This is a genomic window from Streptomyces sp. TRM49041, assembly GCF_008271805.1.
Lineage (GTDB): Bacteria > Actinomycetota > Actinomycetes > Streptomycetales > Streptomycetaceae > Streptomyces.
Genome location: NZ_VSRY01000145.1, coordinates 1 through 18,260 on the forward strand (window position 1 = coordinate 1; position 18,260 = coordinate 18,260).

The 18,260-nt window shown below is 73.1% G+C and carries 11 protein-coding genes; 9 read left to right on the forward strand and 2 right to left on the reverse strand.

All coding sequences use genetic code 11. The features are described 5' to 3' along the window. Positions 1-364: 364 nt before the first annotated feature. The 9 genes from FVS66_RS19680 to FVS66_RS19720 are packed head-to-tail and all read left to right on the forward strand — an operon-like array spanning position 365 to position 12,739. Complete coding sequence (locus FVS66_RS19680; protein WP_222946958.1) at positions 365-1,123, forward strand: glycosyltransferase; 759 nt, start codon at positions 365-367, stop codon at positions 1,121-1,123. A gap of 5 nt (positions 1,124-1,128) precedes the next feature. Beyond that, complete coding sequence (locus FVS66_RS19685) at positions 1,129-2,553, forward strand: glycosyltransferase family 4 protein (RefSeq protein WP_149182502.1); 1,425 nt, start codon at positions 1,129-1,131, stop codon at positions 2,551-2,553. Beyond that, complete coding sequence (locus FVS66_RS19690) at positions 2,550-5,045, forward strand: lipopolysaccharide biosynthesis protein (protein ID WP_149182503.1); 2,496 nt, start codon at positions 2,550-2,552, stop codon at positions 5,043-5,045. The genes FVS66_RS19685 and FVS66_RS19690 overlap by 4 nt, the downstream gene beginning before the upstream one ends. Continuing rightward, the gene (locus FVS66_RS19695) at positions 5,042-6,916 is read left to right on the forward strand and encodes a glycosyltransferase (protein ID WP_149182504.1); all 1,875 of its coding nucleotides are present in this window, start codon (positions 5,042-5,044) and stop codon (positions 6,914-6,916) included. Before FVS66_RS19690 ends, FVS66_RS19695 begins: the two co-directional genes overlap by 4 nt. Continuing rightward, entirely contained in the window at positions 6,898-7,692 is a 795-nt protein-coding gene (locus FVS66_RS19700; protein ID WP_149182505.1) for a PIG-L deacetylase family protein, read from the forward strand. The genes FVS66_RS19695 and FVS66_RS19700 overlap by 19 nt, the downstream gene beginning before the upstream one ends. Next, positions 7,689-9,281, forward strand: a complete 1,593-nt coding sequence (locus FVS66_RS19705) for a phospholipid carrier-dependent glycosyltransferase (protein WP_149182506.1) — start codon at positions 7,689-7,691, stop codon at positions 9,279-9,281. The genes FVS66_RS19700 and FVS66_RS19705 overlap by 4 nt, the downstream gene beginning before the upstream one ends. Then, a complete protein-coding gene (locus FVS66_RS19710) occupies positions 9,271-10,368 on the forward strand; it encodes a glycosyltransferase (RefSeq protein WP_149182507.1) in 1,098 nt (365 codons plus the stop codon). The genes FVS66_RS19705 and FVS66_RS19710 overlap by 11 nt, the downstream gene beginning before the upstream one ends. Beyond that, the gene (locus FVS66_RS19715; RefSeq protein WP_149182508.1) at positions 10,365-11,663 is read left to right on the forward strand and encodes a beta-galactosidase; all 1,299 of its coding nucleotides are present in this window, start codon (positions 10,365-10,367) and stop codon (positions 11,661-11,663) included. Before FVS66_RS19710 ends, FVS66_RS19715 begins: the two co-directional genes overlap by 4 nt. Beyond that, entirely contained in the window at positions 11,660-12,739 is a 1,080-nt protein-coding gene (locus FVS66_RS19720) for a GNAT family N-acetyltransferase (RefSeq protein WP_149182509.1), read from the forward strand. The genes FVS66_RS19715 and FVS66_RS19720 overlap by 4 nt, the downstream gene beginning before the upstream one ends. Here the strand turns inward: FVS66_RS19720 and FVS66_RS19725 are convergent. Together FVS66_RS19725 and FVS66_RS19730 are read right to left on the reverse strand one after the other, a co-directional pair. Then, positions 12,705-12,992 carry a hypothetical protein gene (locus FVS66_RS19725; RefSeq protein WP_316248201.1) on the reverse strand — a complete coding sequence of 96 codons (288 nt, stop codon included), beginning with the start codon at positions 12,990-12,992 and terminating at the stop codon, positions 12,705-12,707. The genes FVS66_RS19720 and FVS66_RS19725 overlap by 35 nt on opposite strands. Before the next feature lie 239 nt (positions 12,993-13,231). After that, positions 13,232-17,701, reverse strand: a complete 4,470-nt coding sequence (locus tag FVS66_RS19730; RefSeq protein WP_399225912.1) for an aminotransferase class I/II-fold pyridoxal phosphate-dependent enzyme — start codon at positions 17,699-17,701, stop codon at positions 13,232-13,234. Positions 17,702-18,260 lie beyond the last annotated feature (559 nt).

Below are 18,260 nucleotides of genomic sequence, written 5' to 3' on the forward strand. Positions count from 1 at the left end.
CCGCGTGCCGGCCGCACGCCGCGCCCCGGCGCAGGCGCCGCCCGGCCTCCGCGAGCGCCTCCGCCGGCCGTCGAACGGCCGATTCGGACGGCTGTCCGGGCCATCCTGGCCGAGGCGCGCCGGCTCCTGACCGTGCCGGTCCAGGGCGTTCCTCGCACACTCACAGGCAGCCGTGCCGCCATGGCCTCGCCGGGCAGCCGCACCGCGCCCCGGCCCCGTCCCGCGGCCCGACCGCGCCCGGCGCCCCCACCCCGTACCGCGCCCTGACCCCGTACCGCGGCCCGGCCCCGTACCGTCCGATCACCCCGGCCTCGCCCCCGCGATCCGGGCTGCCCCGCCGTGCGCCCGGGGGAGGCGACTCCTGATGGTCTCCATGCCGTCCACCGCCGCGACCGACGCCGTCCCGCGCGCCTTCGCCCGGCCGCCGGTTGATCTTGAAGTGATCCTTCCGGCTTTCAACGAGGAGCGCCGACTGCCCGCCACCGTGGCCGCCACCATCGACTACCTGCGGGGACAGCCCTGGTCATCGGCCGTCGTCGTGGTCGACAACGACAGCGCAGACCGGACCCACGAGGTCCTCGGACCGTTCCGGCACGCGCCGGTCGGCGTCTACGCGATCGGCTGCAGCGACCACGGCAAGGGCGCCGCCGTCCGGCGCGGCATCGCCACCTCCTCCGCCCGGTACGTGGGCTTCGCCGACGCCGACAACGCCACCCCCATCGAAACACTCGACGCCGTCATGACCCTCCTCGCGGCCGGCAACACCGCCGTGATCGCCTCACGGCGGGCACCCGGCGCGCGCTACGAGGTCGAGCAGTCCGCGCTGCGCCGCTCCGGCGGCTGGGTCTTCCGCCGCCTCGCCCATCACGCGCTGCCCGGCGTCTCCGACAGCCAGTGCGGATTCAAGTTCTTCGAGGGCCCCGTCGTACGCGACACCGTGCGCGGCTGCCGCGTCGACGGCTTCGCGTTCGACGTCGAGATCCTCGCCCGCCTCCTGCAAGCCGGACACAGCGTGGTCGAAGTACCCGTCAACTGGTCCGACGTGCCCGGGTCGACCTTCTCGCCCGGCAGGGACGGACTGCGCTCCATGGCCGACCTCGTCCGGATCTCCCTCTCCAGGTGACCGACATGACCGCACTCGACCAGCTCGGCAGAGCGAACGTCCTGTTCCTCAACTGGCGCGACCCCTCCCATCCACGGGCCGGCGGCGCCGAGGCGTACTGCTACGAGATCGCCCGCCGGTTCGCCGCGGCCGGCGCCCACGTCACCCTGTTCGCCGCCCGCCCGCCCGGCTCCACCCCGGAGTGCGTCTCGGACGACATCAGGGTCCTGCGCGCGGGCGGCACTTTCGGGGTCTACGCCGCCGCGGCACGCCACCTCGTACGGCATCGTCAGGCGTACGACGCCGTCATCGACTTCCAGAACGGCATCCCGTTCTTCTCGCCTCTGTTCACACCCCGCTCGACCGCGGACGTCTGCGTCATCCACCACGTCCATCAGCACCAGTTCGACCTGCACTTCCGCTGGCCGGTCAACATCGTCGGGAAGGTGCTGGAGAAGCAGGCCGGCCGGCTGGTCTACCGGGGACGCCCCGTGGTCGTCGTCTCGCCGTCCACCCGCGAAGGAGCACGGCGCGAACTCGGCCTGCACAACCCGATCTACATAGTGCCCAACGGCAGCCCGCCGCACCCGCCGACCACCGCCGCACCGCCGCCGCGCAGCAGCACACCCGTCATCGCGGTCGTAAGCCGGCTCATGCCGCAGAAGCGGCTCGACCTCCTCGTCGGGGCCATGCCCGAGCTGACCCGCCGGGTGCCGGGCCTGCGCCTCGACGTCGCGGGCGACGGCGACGAACTCGTCCGGCTGCGCGACCTCGCCGAACGAGCCGGCCTCGACGGCGCGGTGCGCTTCCACGGGCACGTCACCGAGGAGCGCAAGCGGGAGCTCCTCGCCCGCGCCTGGCTCACCGTCGTACCCTCCGTCGCCGAGGGCTGGGGCCTCACCGTCATCGAGGCCAACGACGTCGGCACACCCGCACTCGCCTATGACGTGCCGGGCCTGCGCGACGCCATCTGCCACGGCCGCAACGGATGGGTGATACCCCCGGACTCGGATCTCACCAACGCGGCCACCGAAGCCCTGAGGGAGCTTCACGACCCCGCCGCCCGGGAGCGGACCGCGATCCGATGCCGGGCCTGGGCCGCCGCGTACTCCTGGGACGACAGCGCCGAGCGCCTGGCGACGGTCGTGCTGGAGGAGATGCGGCGCGCCCGTCGGCACCGCCGCTCGCGCCGCAGGCCGAGCGACCTCACCGTCGTCACCAGGTTCCGGGCGGCGGACGCCGACATCCTCGTCCACGCCCTCACCAGCTCACTGCGGCAGACCGACGGCTGGACACGGCACGGGGACGACTTCCGGCTCCTCCTGCACGGCTGCGACGAGGTCCGCGCCCTCGGCGCCCTGCGGCGGCTCGGCGTGCGGGCCGACCAGGCCGAGGTCGGGCTGGCGACCGGGCAGGACGAACTGCTCGGCCACGGGGAGAGCCCGCCATGAGCCTCGCCCGCGCCGCACCCCCGGCCGTACCGGTGGCCCCGTCGTTCACGGAACTCGCCGCACGTCCCGACGAGGTCACGGCGGTCAGCGGGGCACGGTGGATCACCGCCGCCTCACTCAGCGTCGGCGCCCTCAACTACGGCTACGCCCTCCTGCTCACCCGGCTGCTCGACGTCGACGCGTTCGCCACGTTCGCCGCCGGGCAGGGCCTGCTGCTGTGCGCGGCGACCGTGGCCGTCGTGGCCATACCCTGGGTGCTCGCCCAGACCCTCGCCCGCGCCACGTCGCCGGTCGCCCGTGCCGACGCCGTCCGGGTCGCCGTACTGATCGCCGTCGCGGGCGGTACCCTCGCCGCCGCGCTCGTCGCCACCGTGGCGGCACAGTTCGCCGGCGCGCCCACCACCCTGGTACTGGCCGCCGCCACCCTGCTGATCTACGTCACCCGCGTCACGGTCGGCTGGCTCCAGGGCACCGAACGGATGCGGACGCTCGCGGGCGTCACCACCAGCGAGGCCATACTCAAGATCGCCGTCGGACTGCTCCTGGTGTCCGCCCTCGGGCTCAGCGACACCGGAGCCCTGGCGGCGTTCGGCATCGCGGTCCTGCCCTTCCTGATCTGGTGGCCCCGCCGGGCCGGGACCGGCCGCCGGAGCCGACTCCACGCCACCGCCGACCACGACCTGTGGCGCCGCGCCGCGGAACTCGGCGCGATCCAGGGACTGGTGGCCCTGATGGCCGGGGCGGACCTGGTCCTGGTCGCGCTGCTGCCCGCCCAGGGCACCGAAGCGGCCAGCTATCAGGCGAGCGTCATGGTCGGCCGGGCCCCGCTGTTCCTGGCCGGCGCCATCTCCCTGGCCTTCTTCCCCGCTCTGTCGCGGCGTCGCGCGGGAAACCCCCTCGCCTCGAACGCCCTGCGGATGTACCTCATCGTGGCCCTGCCGCTGACGGCCGTGTGCGCCACGGCGCCCCCGCCGGTACTGAACACCGTGTTCCCCGCGGGATACGACCGGATGAGTTCCCTGCTGGCGTTCACCGCGATCTCCGGTTTCGCGATCGGCGGGATCAACCTCCTCGCGACCTTCTTCCAGGCCGTGAACGACCGTTCCTGCCTGCGTCGGCAGGGCATCGGGCTGCTTCTCTTCACCGTGGCCCTGCTGGTCGGCTGGCGGGTCGGCGGAATCCTGGGCGTCGCGATCGGCGGCACCTGCGGCACCGTCACCGCCCTGCTGCTCCTCGCCCACAGGCTGGTACGCGCGCAGGGGTTCGCCGTGTTCACCCGGCTGCCGCTGGCCGAGCCCCTTCTCGTCATCGGCGCCCTGCTCGTACTGCGGCCGTTTCCCGCCGTGTGGCTGGCCGCGGCCACGGCTGCCGGGACCCTGGCGGCCGTACGGTTCCTCCGCCACCGCGCGGACCGCGAGGCCCCGTCCCGGGACCGTGACGCCCCGTCCCGGGACCGCGAGGCCCCGCCCCCCGTCCGGGCGCAGGCGTCCCCCTCGGCGGGCGGCGTGAACGGTACGGCGCCCCCGCCCCGCACCCGAGTGAACGGCACCCCGCGCCAGGTCGCCCGGCCCGCCCGTCCCGACGCCGCGCCCGACGGTGGCGTCCGGCTGCTGGTCGACGCCGTGTGGCGGGGCGACGTACGGTCGGCGGGGGACGCCGAACTGCGCGGCGCCCTGGCCGCGGCCCGGCGCAACCAGGTCGAAGGGCTGCTCGCCCGCGCCTACCCCCGGCAGCTCGCCAGGACCCTGGCCGAGGTCGACACCCGCAACGAGCGGTTCCGCCACAACCTGGACGAGGTGACGGACCTGCTCCGCGCCGCCGGCATCCCCGCCGTCCTCATCAAGGCGGACGCGACGGGCGACCACACGTACACCAACTTCGACCTCGTCGTGCCCGACGGCCGGTGGCACGCGGCCGGCGAGGTACTCGCCGACTGGAGCGCGCACCGGTCGGTGTACTGGCTGGAGCGCTCCACCAAGGTGCTCGTGCACCCGCCGATCGGACCCGCCGCCCATCTGCACGCCTCGGTGTCGTGGTTCGGCGTCCCGGTGGTGCCCACCGACGGGCTGTTCGCCCGGGCGGTGCCCTCGCCCGGACACACCTGGCTGGTCCCCGGCCCGGCCGACCGGCTGCGGATCTGGCTGTCCCACGGCCTGTTCCAGAACCTCTCCCTGGACCTCTCCGAACTGCTGGCGATCCGGCCCCTGCTGCGGCCCGCCGTGGTCATCGAGGCCGGCCGGGAGGCCGCGCGGGAGGGCTGGGCCACCGGCGGACGTCTCGCGCTGAGCACGGCGCTCGACACCATCGGCAGGCTCGACCGCGGCGAGCCCGTCGAACTGCCCGTGCCGCTCCCGCTCAAGACCTCGCTGCGGGTGGCGGCGGAGCACTCCCGCCATCTGCTGCGCCAGGGCCGCACCGGTACCGCGGCCCGCGAAGCGGCACTCAGGCTGCCGCTCGTGGTCGCCAAGAGACGAAGGACGGATTCCTCATGACCAGGTCCACGACCGGCTCCCGGCCCGAGCCCCGCCCCCGGCTCCGGTCCGCCACCTCCAGGGACAGCATCCTCGTCGCAGTGTCGGGGCCCGACGGGGCGGGCAAGACGACACTCGTCGGCCGACTGGTCCCGCTGCTGCGCGCGAAAGGGTACGTGGTCACCAGGACCTACTGCTACGGCTGTGTCCTCTGCCGCCGCTTCCCCCGCCGCCGCGCGCGGTCGGCGCCGCCACCGGACGGGTTCGCCGCCCGCGCCCTCACTACGCTCGGTGCCGCACTGGACGCCGTGCACGCCCGGGTGGACGCCGCCGACCTGGCGCTGCGGCTGGCCGTGGCACGGCTGCTGTCGGCGATGCGGGGCCGGGACGGCGGGCCCACCGTGATCGTCTCCGACCGCGGACCGCTCGACGGCCTGGTGAAGTTCGACCCGCCCGCGTCCTCACGCACCGCCGCCCTCTTCAAGCGGCTCGACCGCGCGTACGACCTGACGCTGCTGCTCGACGCCCGCCCCGGCGCACGCGCGGACGGCGCCGTCCGGCACCGGCCCGGTGGGCGGCGCTCGGGCGACCCGCGCGAACGGTTCCGGCGGTGGGCACCGTCGCTGACCGGCGTCGTGCCGATGGGCGTCGGCGCGGACCCGCCTCCGGCGGCCGCCGAGACGGCTCTGCGGCTCGTACGGGAGTGCGCCGCCGCCGCGCGGACCGGCCCCGCCGCCGAGCCGGCCGCCCGTAGGCGTGTGGTCGTGTCGATCTACGACGACGCGACCAACGAGGACTACCGGGGTGGCGGAGCCGTCGTCGTCGACAAGGTCGCCCGCAGGCTCTCCGAGGAGTTCGACGTCACCGTCCTCACCGCCGGCCGGCACAGCGGCACATCGGTCCGCGACGGACTGCGCTACCGTCACCTGCCGGTGTGCTGGGCGGGCCCCCGGGCCGGGCAGCTGCTCTTCCAGGCCGCGCTGCCCCTCATGGCCCGCCGCATCCCGCACGACGTCTGGCTGGAGAGCTTCACCCCGCCGTTCACGACCAGCTTCCTGCCCCTGTTCACCAAGGCGCCGGTCGTCGGCGTCAACCAGTGCCGGGGCGGAGAGTCGACCTGGCGGAAGTACCACGTCCCGACGTTCCTCGTCGAGTACTTCGGGCTCCGCTTCTACCGCGACATCGTCGTCCTCAACGGAGCCGACGCCGCCGACACCCGGCGCCACAGCCCGCACGCCTCCATCCACCTCATCGAGAACGGCGTCGACCCCCGGGACGTGGACGACAGCGCGTTCGGCAACGGCGGCCACATCGTCTGCCTCGGCCGGATCGACGTGAAGATGAAGGGCCTGGAACTGCTGCTGCCCGCCTACGAGAAGGCGGCGCCCGACCTGCCCCTGCTCATCGCGGGACACGGCACCCCGACCGAGGAACGCAGACTGAAGGCCCTCCTGGCCAGGACGGACCGGGACGTCCGCTGGCTCGGCTACACCACCGAGGAGCGCAAGGAGCAGCTGCTGGCCGACAGCGCCTTCATGGTGATGCCCTCACGGCACGAGACCTTCGGCCTCGTCGCCCTGGAGAGCATGTCGTACGGCAAGCCCGTCCTGCACTTCGAACTGCCCTGGCTCCACTGGATGTCCGACAAGGGCAACGTCGGAGTGCCCCCCTTCGACGTCGACGGGTACGCCGAGCAGATCCGCCGCCTCGCCGCCGACGCAGGCGCCCGCCGCGACCTCGGCCGACGGGCCCACCAGGCCTCCCAGTACTACACCTGGGACCGGATGACCGGCCGCTATCTCGCTCTCGTCCGGCAACTGCTGACACCGCCGGCGCCCGGGACGCAGCCCGTACCCGAGGAGGTGGACGCGTCATGGCCCGTGACCCGCTGACCGCCCTCGTCGACCGGGGCGCCCCCCTGGTGGTTCTGTCGCCCCACCTCGACGACGCCGTCCTCTCCTGCGGGGCCCTGATGACGTACGCCCGGCACCACATCCCGGTCACCGTCCTCACCCTGTTCACCGAGGGTGCCCCGCCTCCTTACACCCTCTCCGCGCGCCGCTACCTCCATCAGACCGGGGCGTGCGACGCACAGCGGCTGTACGCCGACCGGCGGGCCGAGGACCGGGCCGTCCTCGACGGCATGGGCGTCACATGGCGGCACGCCGGGGTCCCCGAAGGGCTGTTCCGCCGCAAGCCGGACCGCGCGCCCGAAGGGACCCGGCGGGTCAACGGGCTGCTGCCCGAGCCTGCCCACGTCTATCCGACGTACCGGCGCCATCTCACCGCGAGCCGGATCTCCCACCACGACAGCGGCGTCCTGCGCCTGATCGCCGCCGTCCTGGACGCGCAGGCCCGCGCGGGACCCCTCGCCCTCCTCGCGCCCCTGGCCGTCGGGGGGCACGCCGACCATCTGCTGGCCCGTACGGCCGCCGAGCTGAGCGGCCACCAGGTCACGTACTACAGCGACTTCCCGTACAACCAGCACCACGAGATCGACACCGCCTTCACCCGGCGCAACCCGCTCACGGCCACCAGCTGGCAGCGCGGGCTCGACGACAAGGCCGCCCTGATCCGCGGCTACCGGACGCAGGCGGACGCGCTGTTCCCCGACGGGCACATCCCGCTCGTACCGGAGATCTACCTGGGACCGGAGCACGACCGATGACCGCCACCGCCCTCACCCGCATCCCGGACGCACCGCCCGGTACACCACGCCGCCGACGGGTACCCGTCGCCCTCCTGGCCATGGCCGCCTTCCTCCTGACGGGAGCGGTCCGGCTGGTGGGCGTCGGCCCGTCCGCGGACCTCTTCGTCGACGAGCTCATCTACCGCGAACTCGGCATGAGCGCCGCCCAGGGCGGCTTCCCCAGGAACGAAGACGGGCTGTTCTTCCTGCATCCGCCGGGCTTCTTCTACCTGCAGGCCGGCTGGGGAGAGCTCTTCGGCTTCGAGCCGGACGTCGTGACCGGCGTCTACGACATCCGGGTCCTCAACGCCCTGCTCGCGGCCTGCACGGCCGTGCTTCTCCTCCTGCTGGTGGTCCGCCTGGCGTCCCGCACGGCCGGGGCCGTGGCCGCGCTCCTGTTCGCTCTGGACCCCTACATCATCCGGCAGAACAACCGGGCGATGCTCGACACGGAGACGATGATGTGGACCCTGGCCGGCTACCTGGTGCTGTTCGGCCTCATCCGCACCCCCCTCCCGAAACGCGCGCGCACCCGGGCGGCCGGAGCCGGCCTGCTGTTCGGACTGGCCCTGCTCACCAAGGACCACTCCGCGCTGATCACCCTGCTGCCGCTGGGCTGCGCCCTGCTGCTGGGCTGGGGGCCACCGAGGAAGCTGCTGCTGATCACGGTGTCCACGGCCGTCGTACCGTACGGCCTGTACGTCGCCGCGGTCGCCGCGGCCGGTCACTTCGACGCGTTCCTGGACGCGAAGTCCGCCGGTGTGAGGCGACTGCTCGGACTGGTCCAGGAATCCGGGTTCAACGCGCCCGGCACACCGTCGCTGGCCGACAGGCTCGCCGACGAACTGACCCTCTACGGCTCCACGTACGTCCTCCTCGCCCTCGGCCCCGCCGCCCTGGTCCTCCTGTGGCGGAGCAAGGCCCCGGCCCGCCGGATGCTGGCACTCTTCCAGCTGTGCGCCGGCCTCACCCTGCTGTACGCCCTCGCCAAGGGCACCCTTGAGGAACAGGCCCTCTACCTGCTGATCGTGCCCAACCTCGCGGCGCTGACGGTCGCCTTCTCAGGACGCACCCGGCCCCGTCCACACCGCGCGCCCCGCCCCGCGCGCCACCGCACGGCCCGCGTGGCCGCCGTCGCCCTCCTCGCCGCCACGACGGCCTTCGCGAGCACCTCCTACGCCGCCGGCCGCCTCCAGGACGACGACGGCTACGCCCGGCTGCGCAGCTACATGTCCGAGCACATCCCGGCGGGCACCCCCGTCGCCGCCATCGACGGAGGAGCCACCCGCGGCATCTCCACCTGGGCGCTGCGGGACCGCTACCGCCTCGGCGAGTGGCTGACCCCGCAGGACAGGGCCGAGGCACAGGCACGCTACCTGGTGATCCCCTGGAAGGTGATCGAGGAGGGCTACGGCGGCCTCGACGAGCGGCAGGCACGGAGCCTCGCCGCCGAGGGGAAGCTGCTGTTCTCCACGCACGGCAGGACCTACGGCACGCTCGCCCTGTACGAGCTGCCACCGCTCGCCCCGGCCGCCCCGGGCACCCAAGGGGGTGGGCATGGCCGCTGACGGGCGCCGCCCACGCGTACTGCTGCTCACCAGCGGCCCGCTCGACGGCCGGCAGGGGGCAGACACCCAGCTGGCCACAGCGCTCGCACAGACCGTGCCGGACACCGAGTTCCTCTGGTTCGGGCAGCAGCCCCGGGGGCTGCCCATCGGTCAGACCTCCGGCCGCAGACTGCCCATCGTCTCCCGTCACGGCGTCCCCGACCTGCCCGTACGCCTCCAATCCGCCGCCGTCGGCGCGCTGGCCGCCCGCCGCGCCGACCTCGTCCACGTCGTCATGACCATCGGATCGGGCTTCCCCTCCTTCTCCCGGCTGTGGCCGCGGCTGGTCGGCCGCCGGCCGGTCCTCCACACCGTCCCCGGCGTCATGGACCCCGCCCTGCTCACCAGGTGCAGGCCGCTCGGCCCGACCGTCGCCCTGTCCGAGGTGACCGCCGGGGCACTGCGGGCGGCCGGCTTCCACGACGTACGCATCATCCGGCCCCTGGTCCGCCTCGACCACTGGCCCCGGCGCCCCCGCCCCGACACGAGCCCGCCGACCGTCCTGATCGTCGCCCACCACGACCCCGAGGGCGGCGCCGAGGACGCCATCAAGTCCGCCGCGGTCGCGGCCCGCGCCGGAGCCAGGTTCCATCCGGTCCTGGCCGTGCGCGCCCGGCCCGGCCAGAACGCCCGGCTCCTCGAGGCCGGGCTGCGCGCCCACGCCGAGAACGAGGGCCTGTACGACATCGAGATCCTCGGGCACGTACCCGACATGCACGGCCTGATCGTCTCCTCGGACGTCCTGCTCTTCGTACCCCGTGCCCTCGGTGGCAAGGCCGACGTGCCCCTCACCGTGCTGGAGGCGCTCGCCACCGGACGCCCCGTCATCCTCAGTGACCTTCCCCAGTTCGCGTCGCTGCGCGACACCGTGCTGCGCGCCCCCGCCGGCGACTGCCATCGCACCGGGCACCTGCTGCGCCAGCTGCTGGAGCGGCCCTGGTGGTGGGAGAACCTGGCTGAGCGGGGCCGGGCCACCGTCGAGGACCGGTTCGGGCCCGACCGGTTCAGGGCCGACTACGAGCGGCTGTACCAGGAGCTCCTGACGTGACACGCCACCGTCTGCCGTACGTCGTCGGCGCGACCGCCGCCGCCCTGCTTCTCCTGCTGTCCTTCGCCGTCCTCGGCCACGACAACCGCGAGCGGTACTGGTTCGGCACGCTCCAGACGGCACCGGCCCACGCGGAGACCGAGCACCGGCACGGCATCCGGGTGGCCCACCTGCCCATCTACTGGGACCGGTTCGAACGGACCGACGGCAGGTACGACCCGGAGTACATCGCCGAGGTGAAGGCGGCACTGCACGCCTTCCGCGCCGCCGGAATGCGAGTCGAGGCCGGCCTCGGCCTCAACAACCCGCCGCAGTGGTTGTTCGAGAAGCATCCGGACGCGGTCTTCGTCGACCAGAACGGCGCACGCTCCACCGAGAGCCCCGACATTGTGTTCAGCCAGGCCGTCCGTGACGAGGCGGAGGAGTATCTGCACCGGCTCGACCAGGAGTTCGGCCTCGAAGGGTTCTGGGCGATCCGGGCCGGAGTGAGCGAGACGGGAGAGTTCACCTACCCGCCCCCGGCCTCCGGGGACGACAGAGAGACCGCCTCCTACTGGGCCTTCGGCCGCAACGCCCAGGCGGCGGCAGACGACCCCGGCAGAGCCACGACCCTACCGCCGAACCCCTACCCCGGGTGGCGGCCGGGGCAGCACACCTACGAGGGCGGGACTTTCGCCCCACGCCAGGTGTCCGTCTGGTACGACTGGTACCTCGCCGCCCTCGCCGACGCCGTCGACTGGCAGATCGGCCTCCACCGGTCACTCGGCCACCAGGGGCTCGTCAAGGTGCTGGTGCCAGGCGCCGGCTTCCTCCCGCAGGACCACCGGGAAGCGGTCGGGAAGCATCTCGACCCAACGGCCGCCGCACGGCTCATGGGCCGCGGTGCCGGCTTCTTCAAGACAATCGGCTGGATCGAGCACAGGGACGACGTCCAGATCGTGTCCACCGCCCTCGTCGACGGAACGGGCACGCCCCGCGACAACGCCTGCCGCCCGGAGGACGACACCGTCCCGGTCGACGGCGGCGACGACACCGTACGGAACTGGTCGTCCGTGCGCTGGGTGTCCAGGATCGCCCGTGCCGGCGGCTTCCCGCTCGCCGGGGAGAGCGCCGGACCGCAGGTGGCCGCGTACCACCCGGGCGTCATGGACGACGCCGTCCGGCAGATGAGGACCTGCGGACTCGAGGGCATGATGTGGGCCTTCGACAGGAACCTGTACGACGGCACCCCTGGATCCTCCCTCCAGGACTATGCCCATGTGATCGGGCGGTCGGAAGGAGGGCGCACCCCGTGAGCATCACCGTTGCAGCCCCGCACGAGCTGGGCCCGTCGGAGCTCGCCGCCTGGCGGGACATGCAGGCCGGCGCCCCCGCCCTGGCCAGTCCCTTCCTCTCCCCGGAGTTCGCCCGGGCGGTCGGCCGGCAGCGCCCGTCGGCCAGGGTGGCGGTCCTCTCGGACCCGGACCGTCCGGTGGGGTTCTTCCCCTTCGAACGGCGCCCGCTGGGCCTCGGAGTGCCCATCGGCAGCGGCGTGTGCGACTGCCAGGGGCTGATCCACGCGCCGGGCCTCGACTGGGACGCGGCGGAACTCCTGCGCGGCTGCCGCCTCCAGCTCTGGCGCTACGACCATCTGGCCGAAGGGCAGCGCCCGTTCGAGACGCATGTCGTCGACCGCGCGGCATCACCGGTCATCGGCATCCGGGACGGCTTCGACAGCTACACGGCCGTGCTCGAGGCCCGGTCGGAGGCCCGGACGAGACAACTGCGGACCAAGGAGCGCCGGCTCCGCGAACGCGTCGGAGAGGTCAGGCTGGCCTTCGACGAGACCACATCCGCATCCCTCGACACCCTTATGCGCTGGAAGTCGGCCCAGTTCCGGGCGAAGGACCGGATGGACCTGTTCGCCCGGCCGTGGGCCGTCGCCCTCCTCCGGGAACTGCACCGCACCCGCGCCCCCGGCTGCACCGGCACGCTCTCGGTGCTGTACGCGGGGGAGCGCCCCGTCGCCTGCCACTTCGGGCTCCGCTCCCGCCACGTCCTGCAGTACTGGTTCCCGGCGTACGATCCGGAGGCCGCCCCGTACTCGCCCGGCCTCCTGCTGCTGACACGCCTGGCGGAGGCCGCCGCCGGCGAGGGCATCGGCCTCATCGACCTCGGCAAGGGCAGCGAACCGTACAAAGAGCAGTTGAAGACCGGCGACATCGGGGTGACGGAGGGCTGGACCGCGCGCCCCACCCTGCGCTCGGGTGCCCGCCGCGTCCAGGCGGAGTCGGCGGGCCGCGTACGGGCGGCGGTGGCGGGCAGCGCGGCGCTGCGCTCGGCCGCGCTCCGCACCGTCAACGCGCTGCCGGACGCGTGGAAGGGCTGCTGACGGTCGGCGCACCACCGCTGCCCGGGCCGCCGCGCCGTGCGGTGCGCAGCAGCACCATCCCGGTGTCGCCGTAGTCGGGCAGCGTGGGGTCCTTGTCGACCCTGGTGCCGTGGAGGTCCTCGGTGACGCTCTCGGCCACGAACGTCATCGACGCGACACCGTACGTCCCGGGCGGCACCGCGCCCGCGTCACCGTGGTTGCCGGCCCTCGGCTCCAGGGCGTCGACCCGGCGGCAGGCACCGGCGGCGACCATCAGCGGGTAGAGGTTGGGACCGGCCCCAACTCCAGGACCGCGTGACGCCGCCGGGCGGGAACCGCCGGTAGAACGCGGCGTGGTGCCGGACGACGGCGGCGTCCGCGCTGTGCAGGGTCCGGTGGTTGTCGGCCGGACAGGCGGCGACGGGGGCGACGGTCCGGCGGTTCCGTCGGCGTCGGTGTTGTGCCGCGGCGGGTTCCGGGGCCCCGCCCGGCCGGCGGGGCCCGGTGGCCGTGTCATGGCCCGCCTCTCCCCGAAGGCTCGGGCAGGCTCTGCCTCAGCGGGAAGCGGTCGACCAGGGCCGTGAGGGTGGAGTTGAGCTGGTCGATCTCCTCGTCCGTGTTGAGCGCGGTGAGCTGGATGCGGAAACCCACCTGGTGGCGTGGGACCAGCGGGTACGCGGCGAGCGTCACATAGACGCCGTGGTCCCACAGGAAGTCGCCGACGGCGTCGAGGTCCCAGCCGTCGGCGAGCATGACCTCCACGATCGGCAGCCCGTCGGTGTTGGGCGTGGCCACCCCCAGGTCGCGCAGATGGTCCAGGACGCGCCGCGTCTTGCGGTACAGATCCGCCCGGATGGCATCGCCGCGGCGCTCGTTGACGTCCATCCCGGCGAGGGCGGTCGCCAGGGACGCGGTGGGGGAGGGCCCGGAGTACAGGTACGGCGCGGCGGCGATCTTCAGATGTGCCTTGAGGTCGGGTGGCGCGGTGAGGAACGCCAGCAGCGATGAGTACGCCTGGGAGAAGCCACCGACCAGCACGATCCCGTCGTAGGACTCCCCGAGATGGCGGACGATGCTGTTGCCACGGGTGCCGTACGGGGAGGTCTCGGTCGGCGTGCGGTCTCCGATCACGCCGAACCCGTGGGCGTCGTCGACATAGAGCAGCGCGTCCCGGGAGCGGGTGATCCCGGCCAGCGCGGACAGGTCGGGCAGATTCCCGGTCATGCTGTTGACCCCGTCGAGGCACACCAGCCGGGGGGTGCCGGGCGGCGCGGCCCGCAGGAGCCGGTCCAGTTCGTCGGGCTCCTCCGCGTGGAAGCGCTGCAGCGCCGCGCCCTGGCCGCGGGCCACGACGCATCCGTCGTACATGGTGCGATGGGCGCGCGCCTCGATGAACACCTGGCCGCCGTCGGCGAGGGCCGGGATCACCGAGGAGTGGATGAGCGTGATCGTCGGCAGCAGCAGTGTGTCGGGGGCGCCCAGCAGGTCGGCCAGCCGTTCCTCGATCTCCGTGTACAGACGGGGGTTGCCGATGAGCCGGGACCAGCTGGGGTGGGTGCCCCAGCGTCGTACGTACGGGGCGATGGCGTCCATGATCTCGGGGTCGAAGTCGAACCCGAGGTAGTTGCACGAGGCGAAGTCGGTCAGCCAGTCGTCGCCGCAGCGGATCCGTCGGCCGTGGACCTCGTCGATCACCGCGTCGCACATCCGGCTGGTCCTCCGCAGCCGGGCCAGGTCGCTCATCCGCGGCTTGCTGCGGGCCCCTGTCCTGGCCATCGGGCGCCGCTGCCCGCGTCTGCTCGGCAGGGGGGTGGTCTGCCGTTCATGGCTGACGACGAGGAACCTCTGTGCCTCGTCCGGCGTCATGGGCCGCGCGAAGTGGTAGCCCTGGCCGAACCGGCAGCCCATGGCGGCCAGCAGGTCCCGCTGCCCGCCGTTCTCGATGCCCTCGGCGGTGACCTGCAGACCCAGGACGTCCGCGATGCGCACGATGCCCTCGACGAGCGCGACCTGCTGCCCGTCGGTGACGATGTCGTCGATGAACGACTTGTCGACCTTGAGGGCGTCGATGGGGAACTCCCGCAGATAGCTGAGCGAGGAGAACCCCGTGCCGAAGTCGTCGACGGCGATGGACACCCCGAGGTCCTTGAGGGTCCGCATGGCCGCCCTGACCTGTTCGTCATGGCGCATCAGGACCGACTCGGTGATCTCCAGGACGAGGGAGCCGCGGGCGAGCCCCGAGGTGTCCAGGACCCGGCGCACGTCGTCCACGAAGCCGGGGTCGAGGAACTGCCGGGCGGAGACGTTCACATTGACGTACAGCGGCTGTGCGCGGTGGCGCGCCCGCTGCCAGCGGGCGATGTCCGCGGTGGCGTTCTGCAGCACCCAGGAGCCGAGCGCCGTGATGTGCCCGGTCTCCTCGGCGAGCGTGATGAACTGGTCCGGCGGCACCAGCCCGCGGCGCCGGTGCGGCCAGCGGATCAGCGCCTCGAACCCGGCGACGGAACCGGTGACGAGCTCGACGATCGGCTGGTAGCGCAGTGCGAACGCCTCGTCGCCGATCGCCCGGTCCAGACCGGCGGTCAGTTCGTGCCGTTCCACCATGCCGGCGTGCAGATCGGGGCGGTAGTGCCGCCACTGGCGCTTGCCCGCCGTCTTCGCCGCGTACAGGGCGAGGTCGGCGTGGCCGAGCAGCTCCTCCGCCTCGTCGGAGTCGCGCGCGGTCGCCACGCCCACGCAGGCGGTCACCGTGGTCGCACCGCTGGCGAGCCGGAACGGACGCCCCATCGCCTGGACGATCTGCGCGGCGAGCGCATCCGCGTCGTGCGGCTCCTGGGCGCCCTCCATCAGCACGGCGAACTCGTCACCGCCCAGGCGGGCCGCGGTGTCGCTGAGCCGCAGCTCCGCCGTGAGCCGCCGGGCGACGGCGACCAGCAGCTCGTCGCCGACAGAGTGCCCCAGCATGTCGTTGACGACCTTGAAGTCGTCGAGGTCGACGAAGAGCACACAGGCGAGCGTCGGCTCGCGCCGTCCGCGCAGCAGCGCGTGCTGGATGCGTTCCAGGAGCAGGACCCGGTTGGGCAGCCCGGTCAGCGAGTCGTGGAACGCCCGGTGGGTGAGCTCCCGTTCGAGCTGGCGCTGCTCGGTGACGTCCCGGAGCGTCAGCACGATGCCGTGCACGGTCCGCTCCTTGCGGAGGTTGCTGCACCGTACTTCCACGTCCGCCCGGACGTCGTTGCCGCGCAGCACCTGCCAGTCGTCGTGCACGTCCCGCGCCTGCTCGGCCCGCACACGCGCGAGGGCGCGGAGCGCACGGTCCCGGTCCCGGGGGGCGACGAGCCCGGCCAGCGGCGTGGAGGTGAGCTCGGCGACGCCGAACATGTCCGTCGCCGAAGGACTGGCGTAGCGGACGGTGTCGTCGTCGTCGACGATCAGGATGACGTCGGAGGCGTTGTGAACGAGCGTGCGAAAGTACGCCTCGCTCCGGCGCCGGTTGATCTCCTCGCTGAGGCCGACGCGCTCCAGGGCCAGCGCCGCCTGCGAGGCCAGCGACTCCGCCGATCCGGCGAGCTGCTCCAGCTCCCTCTCGGGCCCGGCCAGCAGCAGGGCGCCGATCATCGGCTCGGCCGAGCCGGGGGCCGGGAGGGCGAGCGGGCAGACGAGGGCCCGGTACAGCGGTGCGAGCAGGGCCGGGCTGTCGGGCCCGAGATCGTGGGCGTCGACGATCCGAGTCCCCTCGGCCAGCAGCCGCGGCACCACGGGCTCCCGGCGCCCCGTGTCCTCGCCCTCACCACCGTCGCCGGTGTCCACGCCGCCGTGGCGGTCACCGTGGCCGGCGCCGTCGGTTTCGTGACCGTCGCCGAGGTTCCACGCCCATTCCTGGTCGAGCCCCGAGACGGGCCGCAGACGGCGCCGCTCGTCCAGGACGAAGAGGACGGTCTCGTGGCGCACCCCCTGGGGGAACAGCGTCGACGTGGCCACCTCGACGGCCCGGGCGACATCCTCCGAGTTGACCGCCCCGACGAGCGAGGCGGCGGCCACCCGCAGGCTCCGCTCACGGGTCACGGCCCTGCGGTGTTCGGAGACCAGCGCCCACAGCCGTGCCAGTACGAACCCGAACATGACGGCCGAGAACACCGCGATGACCGCCGCGTCCCGGGCGTTGCCCCGCAGCGACTGGGCCAGCAGCACCGCCGGCGCGACGAGGGACGCGACGGCGAGGACGGCCAGCCGGACCATGGCGATACCCGGCGACGGCGGGGTCACCCGCTCGGTGAGCCGCACCATCGACGGATGCAGCGCAGCGAGGCCCCAGGCGGTGAAGAACACCACCCAGCCCAGGTCCATGACGGTGCCGACCCGCCAGGTCCCGTGAAGCTGGCCCAGCCCGTACAGCACATCGGAGACGAGGATGCCCAGCGTCCCCAAGGTGAGCAGCTGGACCGAGCGGTCCCGGACACCGCCCAGGGCGAGCAGCCGGACCAGCATCGCCAGGATGAGCACATCGCCGAGCGGATACGCGATCAGGATCACGCGCTGGCCCCATGTCGGGCCGGCGACTTGGGCGACCGGGTTGATCAGATGCACCCAGGACAGCAGGGCGAGCCCCGACGTGAGGATCAGGGCGTCCAGCAGGCTGGCCAGGTCCCGCGCCCTGCACCGGTACCTGATGAACCCGTAGACGCCGGCGGCGAACAGCGGGTAGGCGGAGAGGTAGAAGACGTCCGCGAGAGACGGAAAGGGATTCTGCCGTCCGAAGAACGCCTCCAGTGCGTTGTACGTGGTGCCCCCGGCGGTGAAGGCCAGGTTCGCGGCGGCGAGCAGCAGCCAGGGCCAGCGCCGGGCGGGCCGGTGGATACGTATACCGACGAGGATGGCGACGACACCCGCCAGACCGATCGCCGCCCACAGCGCGGTGTGCCTGCTCGGCACGGTGAGGTACGCGACGGTGACGGGGACCACGAACAGCACATAGCCGATCATGATGCGGCGGGCCGATGCCGGGCGCGGCCGACCGGTCAGGAGGCCCTGTCGCCCGTCCGGCGTGTCCCGGACGCGTGGCGGTGTCAATGACCCGCACTCCCCGCGGGCTCTGCGCGCCGGACCGGTCCGGCGCCGGGGCTACCGCTCATGACCATCTCCTGGGGCCCACCGGGGCGTTTTTTCCAGGATGTGCCTGTATGTTCCCAATGTCACTTCGACGGGCAGCCCCGCGTCCCGACTGATGCGCAACGTCGAGAAGGGTCGTCTTGGCGATATGGAGGGCATCGCCGCCGTAGCGCATCGATGCGCCGCGGCACGGCCGAGGGGCGGAGCGATGCCCGTGTGACGGTACGCCGCGTGCGACGGCTGTCCAGGCGCTCGGGACACGTGACAGGGCGACAGCGGCGCAAGCCCCGGTCGGCCGCCGGGTGAGCGTCGGAAACGTCACGGTTCGGCTGAGACCTCGCCCCGGCGTAAGCAACTGCTTAGCATGGTGGCCGCCGGAAGGGCGCCGCCGGATTCACGGCCCCGCGTGGTGCTCGGTACGCCCCGTCCACCT

Excerpts from the sequence above, each read along its gene's own strand:
- FVS66_RS19680 (WP_222946958.1), top strand. The coding sequence starts at position 365 with ATGGTCTCCATGCCGTCCACCGCCGCGACCGACGCCGTCCCGCGCGCC.
- FVS66_RS19685 (WP_149182502.1), top strand. The coding sequence starts at position 1,129 with ATGACCGCACTCGACCAGCTCGGCAGAGCGAACGTCCTGTTCCTCAAC.
- FVS66_RS19690 (WP_149182503.1), top strand. The coding sequence starts at position 2,550 with ATGAGCCTCGCCCGCGCCGCACCCCCGGCCGTACCGGTGGCCCCGTCG.
- FVS66_RS19695 (WP_149182504.1), top strand. The coding sequence starts at position 5,042 with ATGACCAGGTCCACGACCGGCTCCCGGCCCGAGCCCCGCCCCCGGCTC.
- FVS66_RS19700 (WP_149182505.1), top strand. The coding sequence starts at position 6,898 with ATGGCCCGTGACCCGCTGACCGCCCTCGTCGACCGGGGCGCCCCCCTG.
- FVS66_RS19705 (WP_149182506.1), top strand. The coding sequence starts at position 7,689 with ATGACCGCCACCGCCCTCACCCGCATCCCGGACGCACCGCCCGGTACA.
- FVS66_RS19710 (WP_149182507.1), top strand. The coding sequence starts at position 9,271 with ATGGCCGCTGACGGGCGCCGCCCACGCGTACTGCTGCTCACCAGCGGC.
- FVS66_RS19725 (WP_316248201.1), bottom strand. The coding sequence starts at position 12,992 with ATGGTCGCCGCCGGTGCCTGCCGCCGGGTCGACGCCCTGGAGCCGAGG.
- FVS66_RS19730 (WP_399225912.1), bottom strand. The coding sequence starts at position 17,701 with ATGATCGGCTATGTGCTGTTCGTGGTCCCCGTCACCGTCGCGTACCTC.